The sequence below is a fragment of the Legionella quinlivanii genome (assembly GCF_003265995.1).
Taxonomy (GTDB): Bacteria; Pseudomonadota; Gammaproteobacteria; order Legionellales; family Legionellaceae; genus Legionella_C; species Legionella_C quinlivanii_A.
The window spans coordinates 34616-53187 of record NZ_MVJN01000010.1 but is presented as its reverse complement, the minus strand read 5'-3'; the positions used below and the strand labels follow the sequence as shown (position 1 = coordinate 53187).

Below are 18572 nucleotides of genomic sequence, written 5' to 3'. Positions count from 1 at the left end.
TGTTTTCATAGGGTTGATCATTAACATTTCAACCCTCTAATCAAACAAATCCCACAGCCAATAATCTGCGCTGAGTTTTCATTGGCGCCAACTCTTATATCAGCCCAATCATCGTTAAGAGCAATCAATTCATATTGTTGATCTTCTTTAGATGCAGATAGTTGCTTATACTTGCGAACAATCACTTCATGCTCACCCTCAATCATAGCCACAACGAAATCCCCAGGCTTTGGTCCTATATTTGGATCTATGATAAGGACATCATTTACTCGAAACTCTGGAGTCATACTGTCATCCTGTATCTTCAGAGCAAAAGCATTTTTTCCAATGCTATCACTAACAGCTGTGCTAACAGGAATAAACTCTACTTTGGTATCAACATCCTCTTTGATTTTCTGGATGAAAACAGCTGAGTCAATTGCCTGTTTGTAATCTAAGACAGGAATCAATGCCCCCATGCCAAGGGATTTTGTCATCTTACCTTCACGGCTATCAGTTAAGCACATCAAATAAGATGCTGATACTTCCAGCGCATCAGCAAGCAATTTAATTTCTGTCGGACCAGGGGTACGATCCCCTCTTTCATAATTATTAATACGTGAGATTTTCAACTCACTGGTCAATTCAGCCAATGCTTTTCTCGTCAATCCTTTGGCCTTGCGTTCATTCATGATTCTTTGGCCGATTTTCTCTTTGATGTTCATACCTATTCCACGGTTTTAGGTTAATAAATTAATCCATTTATATATTGACTATAACTCAATTTGTGTTATTTTGAGATTTAATAACTACTCGATTCGAGTAATTTGACTCATTAAGAGCTGTTTTTTGTCTTAAGTTCTCAAAATGTTATCACAAGTTTCATTGAGCGCTAAGACTTTTAGTTAAGGAATAACGGACTATTTATGTACTTTACAGTGAATGACAATGAATTGGATGCGCTCTGTGGACTTTCATATATCCAACAAATTACCTACTTAAGAGGTATTCGACCCTATATGGATCGCAATACTTTCGTAGTAGGGATAAAGCGACGGATTAGTTACCAATCGCTAGCTGAGGCACTTTATATTGAACCCCATCAAGGTATTACTGAGTCAGGAAGTCCTAGTCGTCAGCAAATTCGTCGAGTCATTAAAGGGCTAGAACGAGCAGGACTTATTGTCATTCAATCTTTCGATAAACATCTTATTTTAAAATGCCTTTTAGCGGATATCAGTTATTGCGTCCAAAATAAACCCGGCACAAACCCGACACAGCAAGCCGACACAAAGCCGCATGCTGTAATCCCTGTAAATACAATGAGTTCGGGAGCTACTGAAGTAAAAGCCGACATAGATAAATTACTAAAAGCCGACACACCTCAAATAAAAGAAAATAATTATATTTATTTATTACAACGCTTCGACCATTTCTGGCGTATGTACCCCGAGAAAAAGTCACGTGATCGTGCCTTTGAAATTTTTCAACAAATCAATCCAGATGAACCTTTGCTGCAATGCATGTTGCAAGCACTTTATCAACAAATCACAGCGCGTGAAGCAAAAGAAGCCCATGGTGAATGGGTTCCAGCATGGAAATTTCCAGCTAACTGGCTATCTCAAAAATGTTGGGAAGATGAAGTCAAAATCGAATTAACGCAGGAGAAAAGGAATGAGAAGCGCGGCACAAATACTAAGAGCGGAGCCATTGATCCATTCTGGAACCCAGAAACAGGAGAGACAGCAGGCACCGATGAAGACGAATACAAGCAGTCAAACGTCATCAACCTGCAATGCTACCGACAGTAGAAAAAAATGTATTGAAAACCTGTTTACTCGCTTTGCAGTTTACTACGGGCATTTGTGGCGCAGTCAGTTCAAGAATGATGGTTTTTTGGAATTTGCCAAGAAAGAGTGGTTGGAGGGGTTAAGTCAGTTCAGTGATGAGATTTTGGATCAGGTCATCATTGATTGCCGAGATCATTGCGAAATGCCTCCTACCCTGCCGCAAATGATTGGCTTTTGTCGTGATATCAAAAGGCGAAATTCTTTTGACATCGCACCAGAGAAACACCAACCAGCCAGCAAAGAAGTGGTTGAAGAGAATATCAGGCAGTGCAAAGCCTATTTATTTAAATAATAGAAGGAGAAGCAATATGTTGGTTTTAACAAGAAAAGTTGGGGAGTCTGTTGTTATCAGTGAGGAAGTTTACTGCACTGTAGTGGGTTATCGTGATGGTGAAGTTCGCCTTGCTTTCGATGCCCCTCAATCGATCCCTGTTCACCGTGATGAAATCCAAAGACGTATTTATCGAGAACGCCAAAAAGATCAATGGTTCAGCGACTCTCCTTCCAATAAGGAAAGCATTGTTGACAGTTTAATTAGCAAATTCAAACACGGCTTGAAGTCAGCTTAAAAACATCGAGGATTATTCGTATGAAAGCACAAGAAGAACAAGGGATAACGGTTAAAGACCGCGCCCGTGAAAAGCTAAGGCGTGATTTGGGTGGCATGATTGAACAGGCGCTAAGTGATCCTAAAACCGTTGAAATCATGCTCAATGCAGATGGCAAACTTTGGCAGGAACGTCTTGGTGAAACAATGCGTTGTATAGGTAGTATCAATGACGCTCGTGCTGAATCCATCATTAAAACTGTTGCAGGCTTTCATGGTAAGGAAATAACCCGTTTTAATCCGATACTGGAAGGTGAGCTGCCACTGGATGGATCACGTTTTGCAGGGCAGCTGCCACCAGTGGTCTCAAAGCCAATATTTGCAATTCGTAAAAAAGCCATTTCGGTTTTTACACTGAACGACTACGTAAAATCAGAAATTATGACAGAAGCACAATGTGCAGTGATTAAAAAAGCTGTTATTGCACATCGAAACATTCTAGTTATTGGTGGCACGGGTTCTGGGAAAACTACATTAGTGAACGCCATTATCAATGAAATGGTTCGTAGTTCACCATCCGAGCGCGTCTTCATAATTGAAGATACTGGTGAAATTCAATGCACTGCTGAGAACTGCGTTCAATATCACACCACTCTTGATGTCAATATGACCCAGCTTTTAAAAACCACTCTTAGGATGCGGCCAGACCGAATCCTTGTTGGTGAAGTTAGAGGAAGTGAAGCACTGGATTTACTCGATGCCTGGAATACTGGTCATGAGGGTGGTGCTGCCACTTTGCATGCCAATAACTGTCTTGCAGGACTTCATCGTTTGAAATCACTAATTACCCGTAACCCCTATGCCCCAACTGAAATTGAACCTTTAATTGGTGAAACGGTTCATTGTGTGGTGCATATCACAAGAACACCGCAAGGACGCAGAGTTGAAGAAATCATATCGGTTAAAGGGTATGAAAACGGTCATTACAACATCGAACAACTTATTTAAGGAGATTAGGTATGAACCAAGCAGTTAATATAAATTATCGAAGTCTATGGATGATGGGAGTGATTGTTTTATTGCTTCTGTTAATAACACACCCTGCATGTGCATCTAGCGCAGGTGGAGGATTACCTTTTGACTCGTATCTGACCAAAATACAAAAATCCATTACCGGCCCATTTGCCTTTACTGCTGCAATTATTGGTTTGGTTGGTGCGGGAGCTACTCTGATTTTTGGTGGTGAAATGAATGGTTTTTTGCGAACTCTTCTCTTTATCGTACTGGTGCTTTCATTTTTAGTTGCAGCACAAAATACCATGACAGCAATTACAGGCAAAGGAGCTGAAATTGCTAAACCTACAATAGCTATGGAGACACAACCATGAGTCTTCGTACCATTCCTATACGCAGATGTGGTAACCGCCCAAGTCTTTTTATGGGTGGTGACCGCGAGCTGGTGATGTTTTCAGGATTACTTTCAGCAATCTTAATATTCGCCGCACAGGATTGGCTTGCCGCCATTTTTGGCTTTGCCCTTTGGTTTTTATCTTTAAAAGGTCTAAGGCTTATGGCAAAGGCTGATCCTAAAATGCGCGCTGTTTATCTAAGGCAAAGAGACTATCAGGCCTATTATCCAGCACGTTCAACCCCTTTTCGTAATAATAAAGGGAGTTATTTATGATCCAGTTCATTACCTTTTTAATCAGTATTACGGGGCTATTGCTATTAGGTATTTTGTTTCACACCACTCAAATGAAAAGTCGTAATCACCATGTCAAAAAACATCGAAGTAATACTGCAGGATTGGTTGATTTACTGAATTATGCTGCAGTTGTCGATGATGGCGTGATTATCGGTAAAAATGGATCGTTTATGGCAGCTTGGCTTTATCAAGGTGAAGATATAGCCAATTCTACCGATGAAGCGCGTGAAATGATGGCTTTTCGAATCAATCAAGCAATGTCCTCTATGGGTAATGGCTGGATGATTCATGTAGATGCCATTAGACGTGCTGCTCCAAGTTACAGTGAGTGCAGTGCTTCATACTTTCCCGATCATGTGTCGAAAGCTGTTGATGAAGAAAGAAGACAATACTTTGAAAGTATTGGTGCTTTGTATGAAGGTTATTTTGTTATCACCCTAACCTGGTATCCACCTGTATTGGCCCAAAAGCGTTTTGTCGAATTGATGTTTGATGATTCAGGGGAGAAATTAAACCACAAAGAAAAAACCCATCAATTGATTGAAACATTCAAGCAATCATGCAGAAACTTTGAGTCTCGTATGAGTGCTGCACTTCACCTGGAAAGGCTAGGCTCAGAAATACTCATCAATGAAAACCATAAAGTTACTCAAGATAACTTTTTGAGACACATCCAATATTGTGTCACGGGAATTAACCATCCCGTTAATCTGCCTAAAAATCCAATTTATCTGGATGCACTCATAGGCGGTCAGGAATTAATTCCAGGTATAACACCCAAAATTGGCCGAAAGTTCATTCAGTGTGTTGCTATTGAAGGATTCCCCATGGAGTCTTACCCAGGTATTTTAACGCTGTTGACTCAATTACCCGTGGAATATCGCTGGAACTCTCGCTTCATATTCATGGATCCTCATGAAGCTGTAGCTCATTTCACGAAATTCCGTAAAAAGTGGAAACAAAAGGTCAGAGGATTTTTTGACCAAATGTTTAATACCAGCTCCGGTATCGTTGATGAAGATGCACTCAGCATGGTTAATGACGCGCAGGCAGCTATTGCCGAAACCAATTCAGGAATGGTGGGTCAGGGCTATTATACCTCGGTTGTGGTGTTAATGGACGAGGATAGAGCGAACGTTGAGAAAGCAGTCCTATTTATCGAAAAGAATATCAATGCCTTAGGCTTTAGCGCACGAACAGAAACCATTAATACCATGGATGCCTTTATGGGTAGCCTGCCTGGTCATGGTGTTGAAAATATCAGACGACCTCTGATGAATACCATGAATCTGGCTGATTTGTTGCCAACATCCAGCATTTGGACAGGTGAAAATAAAGCTCCTTGCCCACTGTTTCCTCCTCAATCACCGCCTTTGCTGCACTGTGTCACTAGCGGTAATGCTCCATTTCGCTTGAATCTTCATGTCAGAGATTTAGGTCACGGCATTATGTTTGGTCCAACACGCTCTGGTAAATCAACCCATTTGGGTTTATTGGCATTGTCCTGGCGTCGTTATAAAGATGCCCGTATTTATTCTTTTGATAAAGGCATGTCTATGTATCCAACCTGTAAAGCAACAGGTGGGGAGCATTTCACTATTGCAGGTAAAGATTCACATCTTGCCTTTGCGCCCTTGCAGTTTTTAGAAACTAAAGCAGATCGGGCTTGGGCTATGGAGTGGATTGATACCATTTTAGCTTTGAATGGTTTGAATACTACACCAGCTCAACGCAATGAAATCGGCCATGCCATTCTAAGCATGCACCAAAGTGGCTCTAAAACCATATCTGAATTTGTCATGACGATTCAGGATGAACCCATTAGAGAAACATTAAAGCAGTACACTATTGATGGTTTGATGGGGCATTTACTGGATGCAGAAAGTGATGGGCTTGGTTTGTCTTCCTTTATGACTTTTGAAATCGAGCATTTAATGGGCTTAGGTGAAAAATTTGCATTGCCTGTGTTGCTTTATCTCTTTAGGCGTATTGAAACATCATTAGATGGTCGCCCCACCTTAATTTTGCTTGATGAAGCATGGTTGATGCTGGCGCATCCTGTGTTTAAAAACAAGATTGCTGAATGGCTTGATTCCATGGCTAAGAAAAACTGTGTGGTGTTTATGGCAACCCAACATTTATCACACGCAGCCAACTCTGGAATCTTAGATATTATTGTTGAATCAACTGCCACCAAAATCTTTTTACCCAATCTTTATGCAAGAGATCCTGAAACCCGCCTCATTTATGAGCGCATGGGCTTAAATCCACGCCAGATAGACATCATAGCATCTGCTCAACCCAAACGTGATTACTACTACGTCAGTGAAAAAGGCCAAAGACTTTATCAATTGGCGTTAGGACCTTATGCCTTGGCGTTTGTTGGTGCAACAGATCCCGATTCGATTGCGCGTATGAAGCAATTAGAGTCGAAGTATGAAAGTGAGTGGGTCTCTCAATGGCTTTCAGAAAAAGGTATTCATTTGGCTCAGTACGGAGAAGCAGCATGAAAAAAAGTATAACGAATAACCCCTACCTCAACGCCAGACGCGCCTGGAATGTTCATACGGCAGGACTTATGAAATCACTACAAGTTTGGCAATTGGTGGGATTAGGTAGCCTGTTAATCGCATTGGCAGCAGTTGGTGGGCTCATTGCGATAGGTAGCCAATCCAAATTTATCCCTTTAGTGTTTCAACAAGATGCCAATGGCAATACCTTGTCAGTTACTCGTGCTGATAAGGTTGGTGACGCAAGCATTGACGATTATCGTGCTGCAGCTGCCCATTTTATTGAAAACGTTCGCATGGTAAGCCTTGATACGGAACTGCAAAAGAAAGCAGTTTTTCAAGTGTATTCCTATTTAAATGCCAATGATGCAGCTTTAGCCAAGATTCAAGAGTTCTACAGTGACAAGCTGCAATCCAATCCCTTTGAAAGAGCTGCCTTTGAGATTGTGAGCATAGACATTCGCTCAGTACTTCAAGAGTCGGATGAGACCTGGCAAGTTGACTGGATTGAAACGGTGAGAAATCGTGATGGATCGCTTAAGGAAAAGCCTCGCATGATGAAAGCAATGGTTACGATGTATCAGGAGAATGAAATCAATGATGTTACCAGCGAGTCCATTTTAAAAAATCCGCATCTGATTTATGTGCGTGATTTTAACTGGTCCTACGAATTAAAGCATGGAGAACAACAATGAAAAGAATAATGCAGCTATTTTGTTTATTAACACCGCTCACCAGTTTTGCATTGGATAACACTATTCTGGCCGAACATTATTTTTCCGAAACTGTACCCAAGCTATCGAGTCAGGAAAAACAAGGTTTAGATATCGCAGAACGCACACAAAAAGGAGAAAAAACAAGTAAACCCTTCGCATCAAGCGATGGTTCAGTCAGTTTTATTTATGGATCAGGACAAATCAGGGTGGTTTGTGCGCCTTTACAAGTGTGTGATATTGCCCTCCAACCAGGTGAGCAGTTTAACGACATGAATGTCGGTGACCCACGTTTTGTTGTTGAACCATCCATCACAGGATCTGGAGCTATGCAACAAATCCATCTGCTCATAAAACCTAAAGATGTAGGACTTGATTCTTCTTTGGTAGTCACCACAGACAGAAGAACCTATCACTTTAGATTAAAGTCAGATAGAACCGAATTTATGCCTTACATTTCATTTACTTATCCTGATGAGGCAAAAGCCAAATGGCAGTTACTACAACGTATCCAGGCTGAAAGACGAAAAGTAGATACCTTACCAGAAACCAATGAATATCTAGGCGACCTTAACTTCAATTATCGAATTCAAGGCAATGCCCGATTTAAGCCAGTGAGAGTTTATAACAATGGCGTCAAAACGATTATTGAGATGCCAAGAACCATGGCTCAAAGTGAAGCACCTGCACTTCTGATTTTAAGAGGTCGAGGGCTATTTAAAAAATCAGAGTCTGTCATGGTCAATTATCGCCTCCAGGGTTGTCGTTACATCGTGGATGGTGTTTTTGATAAAGCCATATTGGTTATCGGTAGCGGTTCCTCTCAAGAAAAAATTACGATTACAAGGTGCTGAAGATGAAAGAACTAAGTGTTTTATTGGCTGCCGTCTTGTTATCAAGCTGTGCCAGCATGCGTTATGGCAATTTCACCCAAATGCCTCAGGGTAAAGATGCTTATTTGGCGACAGATGCAGCCACTCAATTAACCCGAGTCTATCCCCCTGCTCAAAATACATTTTGTATTGGTCAGGCAGTCAACGATGGCTTTGGCTTAAGTCTTATTCAAAATTTGAGAAAAAAGGGCTATGGCATCAATGAAAATCAATGCCCTAAGAATAAAGCTAATTTTTTCTACGTGCTTGATGAGCTTAAACCTCAAAGTTATCGAGTAAGCCTTTTTGTAGGAATACAAACATTGAGCCGTCTGTATGCAAAAAACAATGAAAATATCATTCCTGTCAGCGCATGGACTCATAAGGAGTAAGAACAATGAATCGAAATAATGATTATTTGTCACCAGACAATTCACCGCAAAAGCTTGAAACCACAGGTGTAAAACGAGTAAATAATGTGCCACTCATGATTGCAATTGGTATTTTAACTCTTTTTGTGGTTCTCATCGCATTGGTTGCCAATAAACGGGCTAATGCGCAAAACCAGCCACAAGAAATAGCAAAGGTTAAGAACACTAAGAAAAATACCATGAGCCTTGCTAATGATGTGGTAGGAAATCATAAAACAGCAGTGATTCCTCCCCAGAGTGACACTATAGCTAATAATGAAGCAGGCCCTTTGCCCATTCCTGAACAACTTACACACAAAGAAGATGCTCTGACACAAGAGGTATCTGAAGCTGAAATCGAGCGTATTCGTCAGGAAAAAACTCAAGAATTTGAAGAGGCTGTCAAAGCTAAGTCATCCGTAATGGTAGATAACCCACGATTGAATAATCGCGACACTACTAAAACTTCCATGAATAGCAATGAGATGACATTAAACATCGACCCTTCATCAGCATTTAAAGAGCAGCTCGCATTATTACAAGGAAGACAGGCCAAACCTATGCCACAAACATTAGGTGGGGAAGAAAATGAAATGCGCTGGCATTTAAATTCAACGTTGCAAAATCCAAACAGTCGATACGAACTAAGAGCTGGCAGCGTGATTCCAGGGGTAATGATTAGCGGTATTTCATCAGAATTACCAGGTCAAATCATCGCTCAAGTATCACAAAACGTATATGACACCGCTACCGGAAAATATCTTTTAATACCCCAAGGCACCAAGATATTGGGGCTTTATTCCAGTGATGTCCCTTTTGGTCAGTCTTCCGTATTAGTGGCGTGGCAACGTCTGGTGTTTCCAGACAGTAAAGCTCTGGATATCGGCTCTATGCCCGGTGCTGATAGTGCTGGATATGGTGGTTTTCGCGATCAGGTAGATCACCATTATGCGCGAATTTATGGTTCAGCGCTTTTAATGTCAGGCATTATTGCGGGTATTACTTATAGCCAAAATACAAATCAATCTAACCAATTGGGTTACGCCCAGCCCACAGCTGGCAGTGTCATGAGTCAGGCTCTAGGACAACAGTTGGGCGAGGTTACTTCACAACTGGTTTCAAAAAACCTAAATGTGTCTCCGACTATCAATGTCCGTCCAGGTTATCGTTTCAATATCATCGTAGTGAAAGATTTAACGTTTAAACAACCATATAAGCAATTTGCTTATCAATGAAGGAGAGCATTATGAAATTTAAATCCATGATTATTTATTGCTTTGCTTTACCAATATTCGCGGGTGGTGCGCCTGTGTTTGACATTGCGAACTGGATTCAAAATGGAAAAATGATTGCAACTCAGCTTAGCGAGTATAAAACGCAAGTCGATCAATACAAAAATCAGATGGATCAATATCAAAACATGTTAGACAACACCAAATCACTGACTTCCTTTGAATGGGATAATGCCAACTCGGTTATTAATAATTTGCTTGAGTCGACTGATACCATTGATTACTACAAGCAGGAAGCTGGCAGCCTCCAAGGGTATCTTGACCGATTCCAAAGTCAGGAATACTACCAAAAGACCCCGTGTTTTAATGGCACGGGTCAATGTTCTGCTGAAGAACTTAGAAAAATCAAACAAAGCAGATTAGCGGCTTCTGTTGCTGAAAAACGCTCCAATGATGCCATGCTCAAAGGGATTGATAAACAACAACAGAGCTTAAAAAATGATTCTGCAAAGCTGCGTACGTTGCAATCTCAAGCACAAAGTGCTGCAGGCCAAAAACAGGCTCTTCAAGCCGCTTCTCAATTAGCAAGTAATCAATCCCATCAATTACTTCAAATCAGAGGCGTGTTATTGGCGCAACAGAATGCCCAGGCAGTCAAAGATGCGGCGAATGCCAACAAAGAAGCAATACAGACTGCAGGAGATGAGCATTTCAGATCAGGGGCATACCATAAAAGCTCAGGGAAAAAATGGTAATCCATCATAAAAAGGAGAGGAAAATGAAAGTTATATGTTTATCAATTTTGGTTCTTACTTGTGTGCTGTCAGGTTGCGACAGTGCTGAAACTACAGCTCAAAAAAAGGCTGAACATTTGGCTTCTCTAACATGCGGCAGTTCAAGAGAGGGTCGAACTAAAGAAGAACTCCAAGCGATTGGTGATGCGTGTTTCCGTGGTGGTAGCTATTCCAAAAGCTCTGGCAAGAAGTGGTGATGGTATGAATAAAAAAATAGCTCCTTACTTTATCCTTTTCTGTTTACTTGGGTTTTCTGCTTGTTGCCATGCTCAGGGGCATGGCATGGATAGTCGTGACTTACTGGATAATATTTTACAACGGTTTGCCAGCACATCCGCGCTATGGAGCAAAACCATGTTGAGTTACGCAAGATATTTGTTCTGGTCTTTGGCCTCAATCAGTATGGTGTGGACTTACGGCTTGATGGCATTGCGAAGAGCAGACATTCAAGAATTCTTGAGCGAAACAGTACGGTTTTTTGTGGTTGTCGGTTTTTTCTATTGGATTTTAGACAATGGACCTGCAATTGCAAAAGCGATAATAGACTCCATGCGGCAACTTGCAGCCAAAGCTTCTGGGATTAATGAGCATGTCTCTCCTTCTGATATTGTGGATGTTGGGTTTGATATTGTTTCAAAAGCCATAGACAGCTCATCCATCTGGTCTCCTGCAGCAACTACAGTAGGATTACTCGTTGCAGGGGTTATTCTGATTATATTGGCTTTAGTCAGTATCAATATGCTCATTATCTTAATCACCGCATGGATTTTAACTTATGGTGGCATTGTTTTATTGGGGTTTGGCGGTGGCCGTTGGACTCAGGATATTGCAATTAGCTACTACAAAACTGTCTTGGGGATTGCATTACAAGCTTTTGCCATGATTTTAATTATTGGTATTGGTAAATCCTTTGTAGATCAATATTACGCTGCAATGTCTGAAAACATCATGCTTAAAGAAATGTTTGTCATGCTGGTAGTTGCCGTACTGTTATTGGTTCTTATTGACAAAATTCCACCTGCTTTAGCTGGCATTGTGTCAGGAGGTGGTTCTGGTGGTGGCGGTGGACTCGGTCTTGGTGGAGCTATGGGAGCTGCAGGAATTGCAGGTGCTGCCATGGCAGGTGCAGCAGGCACCGCACTTGCCCAAAGTGGTGGAGGATTATCCGCGCTTAATGCCGCGTTTAAAGCAGCCAGCCAATCAACCAACTCTGGTGATACAAGTTCTCTGTCAGGAATGGATAAAGGCTCTAAAACTGGTGGTTTAGCTGAAGCCATGGGAACAGCTACCAAATTTGCAGGTTCTTTTAGTTCCCATTTAGCATCAGGTACTATGGATGTGGCTCGTGAAAAAGCAAACTCGGTTAAAGAGGCCATTGCAGACAAAATTGCTGACACAACAGGTGGGAAAATTGCTGAGGCAATTCAGAACAAGGTAGATTCATCTGCTTCTGAATCGCAAGAATCCAACGCACAAAATATTCTGTCTATGGGTACTCCTGGAGGTAGCTTTAGTTCAGGTACTGATACATCAGATGAGGTCAGTCAGTTTGTGAACCAAAAGGCATCGGGAGAGAGCCAATGAGCCAAAACAAACTGAATCAAGCCATAGGCCCCCAAGTCAGAGAAAAAAATCATAGCAAGACAAATAAAACGCATACCTGGTTAGTGATTTGTTCTTTTCTAATCAGCATGCAAATTGGCACGCAGTTTTTCGCGCATCAATTTCACTATGCTGATGTCCTAGGGGCTTCATTCGCCCATATTTATATGCCTTGGCAGATTTTTATCTGGGCTAGTAAATATCAATCCTATTACCCAGATTCTTTTAATGCTGCCTTTGGCCTCATTGTGATGATGGGTTGTCTGTTTTTAATGATGATCGTATTGGCTTCCAAATATTTTAAAAAGAACAATGTGAGTGATTACCTCCATGGTTCAGCCAGATGGGCTAATTGGGAAGACTTAAACAGTGCGAGCCTCATTGGACATGATGAAGGAGTTTATGTTGGGGCATTCGAAGATGACAAAGGAGAGATTCATTATTTGCGCCACAATGGGCCTGAGCATGTTTTAACCTATGCACCAACACGCTCAGGGAAAGGAGTTGGTCTAGTGATCCCTTCCCTTCTATCCTGGAAACAATCTTGCGTCATTACCGATTTAAAAGGTGAACTTTGGGCAATGACTGCTGGATGGCGTCAGAAACATGCTAACAACAAAGTCATTCGATTTGAACCGGCAACGTTAAAAGGAAGTGCACGCTGGAACCCACTAAATGAAATCAGAGTCGGTACGGAATCAGAGGTCGGTGACGTGCAAAATTTGGCAACACTTGTAGTTGATCCCGATGGTAAAGGATTGGAAACGCATTGGCAGAAGACCTCTCAAGCCCTTTTGGTTGGTTTTATTCTGCATGCGATTTATAAACTGAAAAACCAGGGAGAACCAGCTACATTTCCCAATATTGACCGTATGCTGGTTGATCCCAATATTAATATTGCCGACCTGCTCATTGAAATGACGCAATACCCGCATATTGAAGGCAAAACCCATCCTGTTATTTCAGCCTCTGCGCGTGACATGATAGACCGCCCCGAAGAAGAAGCAGGTTCTGTATTATCTACTTTAAAATCTTATTTGGCGTTATACCGAGATCCGGTGGTAGCACATAACGTCTCGTCTTCCGATTTTTGTATTCGAGATTTGATGAACCATGAAAATCCTGTGAGTCTCTATATTGTTACTCAACCTAATGACAAGGCCAGGCTTCAACCTCTGGTTAGAGTAATGATTAATATGATAGTAAGACTATTGGCAGACAAAATGGAATTTGAGCGTATATCCAATGACAAAGGATTATCTTATGTGAGCGCTAAAAAAACGTATAAACATCGACTGCTTTGCATGATTGATGAATTTCCTAGCCTTGGAAAACTCGATATTCTACAAGAGTCATTAGCTTTTGTTGCAGGTTATGGTTTAAAGTTTTACTTAATTTGCCAGGACATTAATCAGCTTAAAAGCCGTGAACGTGGTTATGGGCCTGATGAGACCATCACTTCTAATTGCCACATCCAAAATGCTTATCCACCCAACAGGGTTGAAACAGCAGAACATCTTTCCAAGCTGACAGGTCAAACAACTATTGTTAAAGAACACATCACTACCAGTGGGAAACGCTTTTCTACGTTCTTAAATCAAATATCAAAAACCATTCAAGAAATATCGAGACCTCTTTTAACTGTTGATGAGTGCCTGCGTATGCCAGGCCCCAAAAAAGATTCTAATGGCCTGATTATTGAAGCTGGGGATATGGTTGTTTATGCAGCGGGCTTCCCTGCCATTTATGGTAAACAACCGCTTTATTTTAAAGATCCAGTCTTCATGGCTAGGGCATCTGTAGAGGCTCCTGCTCAATCAGATATGTTACGTGTTCGTTTAAGTGAAGATGAGATGATCCGATTATGAAAAAACTATCCGTCATAATCGCTATTTTTCTGATAAGCACTATTGCTGCAGGTATGTTATTCCATTCTATGGGCTTTAAGATAAATCTTACTGAGTCCATTCCTATAGGCTTATATCGCATCACCGGCACAGAGCCACTAAAAAATGCTTATGTGATTTTTTGCCCAGATGATAGGAAAACTTTCAGATTAGCCAAGAACAGAGGTTATATAGACCCTGGTCTTTATTGCAATGGATATGGCTATTTAATGAAAAAAATAGTGGCTGTATCTGGCGATGTCCTCTCTACGACAAATGAAGGAGTTTATGTGAATCAAATGCTAACTCCTTATTCAAAACCAAAATTACAGGATGGAATGAACCGCACTTTACCTCAATGGCAGGTAATGAATTATCAACTTCAAGAAGATGAAATCATGACGATGACCAGTCAAAGCGAATGGTCATTCGATGGTCGATATTATGGTCTTGTTCACACAAGACAAATCAAGGGAATGATCACACCCATATGGGTAATTAATAAACGGGAGAAAACCACATGAATCATGAAACCGAGCTAATGGATGTGATTTCAGAAAAGTTCGAGGATTTAGTAATCCCTGGCTTTCTTGTCGAGGTCAGTCCGATAGAAGCAGACATCATGGGCGCATTTTTTGAAGATGCACTCAATGAAGAAGACGCGATGGAGGCTATTTATGACTAAAATGCCTTACCATCAAGTCGTTGCCAATCAAATTATTGAGAGCCTGAAAGCAGGAACAGCACCTTGGCTAAAACCATGGGAGCCAGGCACAGGTAATGGTCAAGTTCCTTATAATCCGATAACAGGAAAACGTTATCGCGGGATTAATGCATTGTATTTAATGCTGAACCAAAGTGATGACAATCGCTGGTTAACTTACAAACAAGCACAAAGCATGGATGCGCAAGTGCGCAAGGGAGAAAAAGGCACGACGATTCAGTATTGGAAATTTCATGAAGAACAAATCAAACAAGATGATGCTGGTAAACCTGTGCTTGATGAGCACGGTAATCCATTAAAAGTGCAGGTGAATCTTGAACGACCCAAGGTGTTTTATTCAACAGTATTTCATGCCTCACAGATTGATAATATGCCCGAACTCATTACAAAAGAGCCGGACTGGTCCTTAATTGAAAGAGCAGAAAAACTACTGCATAACTCTGGCGCCACCATTATTCATTCTGAAGCGGACAGAGCATTTTACAGATTATCGACTGATAGCATTCATCTTCCGCCAAAAGAGCAATTTAAATCTGCAGCAAACTATTATGCCACTGCCCTGCATGAGCTTGGGCATTGGAGCGGTCATCCTTCAAGACTGGATAGAGATTTAGGCTACCCCTTTGGTTCAGATGCTTATGCTAAAGAAGAATTGAGAGCAGAAATTGCAAGCATGCTTTTAGGTTCTGAGCTTGGTATAGGTCATGACCCTTCTCAACACACTGCATATATCAAATCGTGGATTCAAGTTCTGGAAGATGAGCCGTTAGAAATATTCAGAGCATCTGCAGATGCAGAAAAAATAGTTAATCACCTGTGTGCTTTAGAGCAAACCCAAGACATTCAACTAACAGAACTTATTGAAATCAAGGATGAGAAACTTAAAGAGGTAGCCTTTATGACGCCTGAAAACATCACTTCTGAAAAGGTCTGGTTAAGCATCCCCTTCAAACAAAAAGAGAGTGCTAAATCCACAATAGGAAAACTCACTGATGGAACACCAGGTATTGCTTGGGATAAAGTTCAAAAATGTTGGTATGCAAATCCTGGTGTTCCTGTTGAGAAAATCAAAGCCTGGCTTCCTGAAAATCAAATACTAACCCAGGATAAAGCGCTTATACCAGAAGATGAATTTAAGGCGGCATTGGTGAGCCTTGGTGCTATTGTTTCAGGTGGGCATCCAATTATGGATGGTAAACCTCATCGCATAGCTACAGAGGGTGATAAAAACGGTGAAAAGGCAGGATTTTATGTGGCCCATTTAGATGGTATTCCGGCTGGATATATTAAAAATAATCGAACTGGTGACGAACTTAATTGGAAATGTAAGGGTTACATTTTAACTGATGAACAGAAGACAACGCTTAAGGCAGAAGCACTCGAGCAACAACAAACTCGCCAACGTGAGCTTGAAGCTAAGCAAAAAAGTACTGCATTAAGACTCAAAGAAAAATTATCGATGATGACAGAGATTTTGGAACCCACGCCTTATATGCAGGCCAAAGGTATTCAGGTTCATTCTGGCGCCTATACGGATGAAGAAAGAAAACTAACCTGTATTCCAGCAACAGATTGCCAAGGTACACTTTGGACTGTTCAATACATTGCCGAAGATGGAACCAAACGCTTTGCAAAAGATTCAAGAAAGGAAGGCAGTTTTCATGTATTGGGTGGCCTAGAAAAACTTTCAGGAACGCCTGTCATTGTTATTGCTGAAGGTTATGCTACAGCTGCAACTATAAAAGAGGCAACCGGGCTACCTATTGTTGTCTCTGCCTTTGACTCCGGTAATCTCAAACCAGTCGCTAAAGCGCTACATGATAAATATCCCAATACTCCAATTATTGTGGCTGCAGATGATGACAAACACCTTGAGTTAACAAAAGGTATTAACCCTGGGAAAGAAAAAGGAAAAGAAGCAGCTGATTCAGTTAATGGCTTCATCATTCTACCGACCTTTGCTCCGGGAGAGCAGTTATCAAACCCCCGACAATTTAGCGATTTTAATGATCTGGCTAACAACAGTAAGTTAGGGCTCGAGGGAGTGAAACGACAATTAAAATCAAAAATTTATAGATATGCTAAGTTAAATAGCCGTTTGCTATTATCGCAAAAGACCAATGTGGCTCATATTGCATAAATTCATTTCAAATGGCAACAGCTGATCAGTTCAGTTGTTGCCAAAACTACCCATATCCTCATAATGACGCATCTAGGTAAGTACTATTCTTAGTTATGAGCGACTAAAATACTCTCTAAAAGCAGCTTAATCCTTAAAGATGGTGTTTAACGTCAATGATGGCTTGTTAAGTCTGGTAATTTAATATCCTGATAAGTCATCAGAGTCATCATCCCAGTCTCTTGATGATAAAGCATATGACAATGCATCATCCAGTTGCCCGGATTATCGGAATCAAATTGAACCTTAACAGTTGATTTCGGCAACACCAAAACCGTGTCGTGCAACAGACCATCACTTATCTTTTTCCCATCAATCTCAGTCACTTCAAAGACATGACCATGCAAATGCATGGGATGAGCCATCATCGTTTTATTATTGAAGACAAGTTCAACCCGTTTGTTTTTCTGAACCGTTAATGGTTTTATTTCAGGCCATTTTTGATTGTTAATTGTCCACACATAGGACATCATATCGCCTTCTAAATTGACTGTAAGCGTTTGTCCAGGAGTTTTAGCTGACATTGGCTGTAAGGCCTTAAATTTAAATTCCTGATCATAGTTTAAAGCGCCAGCTTTATTTGACGTTTTTTCATTTAGTTTAGGGATATTCGCTTTAGGCGTTGTAAGTATTAAACCTGTTTGCATCGCAGTCCCTTCTCCTTGCGCAAGAATAGGATATGCGTTTTCACCTTGGGGAATGGTCACCAAAACATCAATCCGCTGTCCCACAGCCAGTTGAAATTGATTGGATTCTACTGGTTTAATCGCTTGCCCATCAATAGCAATCGCCTTTCCTTTTAAAATGCCTGTATTGATAAAAAAATTAGACATTGCAGAGCCTGCGATAAACCTTAACCGAACAGTATCTCCTTGATGAACGGGAACAATTTCTGGATTCTTTAACGTTTTATAGTTGGTTAGGAATGCATCATAATTGACATCATTTAAATCGGCTTCGGGTTGGCTCATAGGCATAGAAGACATGCCATTTCCATGATGCATGTGGGTCATTTGTCCCTTCTTTAACTCACTTAAAATCACTTCTGGTTTTTTATAGCTAAAATCGCCAATGAATAAAGTAACCTCTTTCTCACTTGCCTTATCTTTTGCATCGGAGATAATCAAAGGTGCTGATAAAAATTGTTGTACCTGCAAATCATGGTGCGAATGCATCCAATAAGTCCCAGATTGTTTGAGCAAGAAATGATAATGAAACTCACCGCCTGGGGGAATAGGTGCTTGCGTCACATAGGGCACTCCATCTTGGTCATTTGGTACAATGAGGCCGTGCCAATGTAACACTGTGGGCTTATCAGTCTGATTTTTTACAATGGCATCAAACATGTCGCCTTTAACCCCATGATATCCCCAAGTACCATCAGGCTGCTCGATTCGAAATAATTCAGTAGGTTTACCATCCACTTCGGTTTGATATTTTTTAATCAACAACACGGTGGGTTTAGTCACTGTATGTGAGGTCGGATTTTGAACTGCAAGGGCTTGCCCAACATACAGGGCATTTAATGCAAGTATTGCTTGAACGCAAAAAGATAATTTCATAAAAATA

The 18572-nt window shown here is 41.0% G+C and carries 20 protein-coding genes; 18 read left to right on the top strand and 2 right to left on the bottom strand.

The annotated features are described in order from the left end of the window. Window positions 1-20: 20 nt before the first annotated feature. Window positions 21-704, bottom strand: a complete 684-nt coding sequence (locus B1207_RS12940; RefSeq protein ID WP_112220362.1) for a helix-turn-helix domain-containing protein — start codon at window positions 702-704, stop codon at window positions 21-23. 201 nt (window positions 705-905) lie between these two features. Here B1207_RS12940 and B1207_RS12935 point away from each other — a divergent pair, with 201 nt between their 5' ends. Genes B1207_RS12935 through B1207_RS12855 form a run of 18 tightly spaced genes read left to right on the top strand, consistent with a single transcriptional unit; the run spans window position 906 to window position 16964 of the window. Next, a complete protein-coding gene (locus B1207_RS12935; RefSeq protein WP_112220361.1) occupies window positions 906-1790 on the top strand; it encodes a hypothetical protein in 885 nt (294 codons plus the stop codon). A 19-nt stretch (window positions 1791-1809) separates the two neighbouring features. Further along, on the top strand, window positions 1810-2121 hold the full coding sequence (locus tag B1207_RS12930) for a Vir protein (RefSeq protein WP_112220435.1): 312 nt from the start codon (window positions 1810-1812) through the stop codon (window positions 2119-2121). A 16-nt stretch (window positions 2122-2137) separates the two neighbouring features. Further along, complete coding sequence (gene csrA / locus B1207_RS12925) at window positions 2138-2398, top strand: carbon storage regulator CsrA (protein WP_112220360.1); 261 nt, start codon at window positions 2138-2140, stop codon at window positions 2396-2398. A 20-nt stretch (window positions 2399-2418) separates the two neighbouring features. After that, window positions 2419-3384, top strand: a complete 966-nt coding sequence (trbB, locus tag B1207_RS12920) for a P-type conjugative transfer ATPase TrbB (RefSeq protein WP_112220359.1) — start codon at window positions 2419-2421, stop codon at window positions 3382-3384. An 11-nt stretch (window positions 3385-3395) separates the two neighbouring features. After that, entirely contained in the window at window positions 3396-3764 is a 369-nt protein-coding gene (locus B1207_RS12915) for a TrbC/VirB2 family protein (protein WP_112220358.1), read from the top strand. Continuing rightward, a complete protein-coding gene (locus tag B1207_RS12910; protein ID WP_112220357.1) occupies window positions 3761-4060 on the top strand; it encodes a conjugal transfer protein TrbD in 300 nt (99 codons plus the stop codon). The genes B1207_RS12915 and B1207_RS12910 overlap by 4 nt, the downstream gene beginning before the upstream one ends. Continuing rightward, entirely contained in the window at window positions 4057-6591 is a 2535-nt protein-coding gene (locus B1207_RS12905) for a conjugal transfer protein TrbE (RefSeq protein ID WP_112220356.1), read from the top strand. Before B1207_RS12910 ends, B1207_RS12905 begins: the two co-directional genes overlap by 4 nt. Next, window positions 6588-7286, top strand: coding sequence for a conjugal transfer protein TrbF (locus B1207_RS12900; protein ID WP_112220355.1), 699 nt, complete (start codon window positions 6588-6590; stop codon window positions 7284-7286). Before B1207_RS12905 ends, B1207_RS12900 begins: the two co-directional genes overlap by 4 nt. Next, window positions 7283-8158, top strand: a complete 876-nt coding sequence (gene trbG / locus B1207_RS12895) for a P-type conjugative transfer protein TrbG (RefSeq protein WP_112220354.1) — start codon at window positions 7283-7285, stop codon at window positions 8156-8158. Before B1207_RS12900 ends, trbG begins: the two co-directional genes overlap by 4 nt. 2 nt (window positions 8159-8160) lie before the next feature. Next, window positions 8161-8568: a conjugal transfer protein TrbH gene (locus B1207_RS12890; RefSeq protein ID WP_112220353.1), complete on the top strand. Its 408-nt coding sequence runs from the start codon at window positions 8161-8163 to the stop codon at window positions 8566-8568. A gap of 5 nt (window positions 8569-8573) precedes the next feature. After that, a complete protein-coding gene (locus tag B1207_RS12885; RefSeq protein WP_112220352.1) occupies window positions 8574-9821 on the top strand; it encodes a TrbI/VirB10 family protein in 1248 nt (415 codons plus the stop codon). 11 nt (window positions 9822-9832) lie between these two features. Beyond that, complete coding sequence (gene trbJ, locus B1207_RS12880; protein ID WP_112220351.1) at window positions 9833-10573, top strand: P-type conjugative transfer protein TrbJ; 741 nt, start codon at window positions 9833-9835, stop codon at window positions 10571-10573. Between the two features lie 23 nt (window positions 10574-10596). Beyond that, a complete protein-coding gene (locus tag B1207_RS12875) occupies window positions 10597-10809 on the top strand; it encodes a hypothetical protein (protein WP_112220434.1) in 213 nt (70 codons plus the stop codon). Window positions 10810-10813: 4 nt separating this feature from the next. Further along, window positions 10814-12196, top strand: a complete 1383-nt coding sequence (gene trbL, locus B1207_RS12870; protein WP_112220350.1) for a P-type conjugative transfer protein TrbL — start codon at window positions 10814-10816, stop codon at window positions 12194-12196. After that, a complete protein-coding gene (locus tag B1207_RS12865; RefSeq protein ID WP_018576432.1) occupies window positions 12193-14082 on the top strand; it encodes a type IV secretory system conjugative DNA transfer family protein in 1890 nt (629 codons plus the stop codon). The genes trbL and B1207_RS12865 overlap by 4 nt, the downstream gene beginning before the upstream one ends. Beyond that, on the top strand, window positions 14079-14624 hold the full coding sequence (traF, locus tag B1207_RS12860) for a conjugative transfer signal peptidase TraF (protein ID WP_018576431.1): 546 nt from the start codon (window positions 14079-14081) through the stop codon (window positions 14622-14624). The genes B1207_RS12865 and traF overlap by 4 nt, the downstream gene beginning before the upstream one ends. Then, window positions 14621-14785 (top strand): hypothetical protein, encoded by a 165-nt coding sequence (locus tag B1207_RS16000; RefSeq protein ID WP_014842343.1) that lies wholly within the window; start codon window positions 14621-14623, stop codon window positions 14783-14785. Before traF ends, B1207_RS16000 begins: the two co-directional genes overlap by 4 nt. Then, window positions 14778-16964, top strand: coding sequence for a zincin-like metallopeptidase domain-containing protein (locus B1207_RS12855; RefSeq protein ID WP_112220349.1), 2187 nt, complete (start codon window positions 14778-14780; stop codon window positions 16962-16964). Before B1207_RS16000 ends, B1207_RS12855 begins: the two co-directional genes overlap by 8 nt. A 152-nt stretch (window positions 16965-17116) precedes the next feature. Here the strand turns inward: B1207_RS12855 and B1207_RS12850 are convergent, their stop codons facing one another. Further along, window positions 17117-18565, bottom strand: a complete 1449-nt coding sequence (locus B1207_RS12850) for a multicopper oxidase family protein (RefSeq protein WP_112220348.1) — start codon at window positions 18563-18565, stop codon at window positions 17117-17119. Window positions 18566-18572 lie beyond the last annotated feature (7 nt).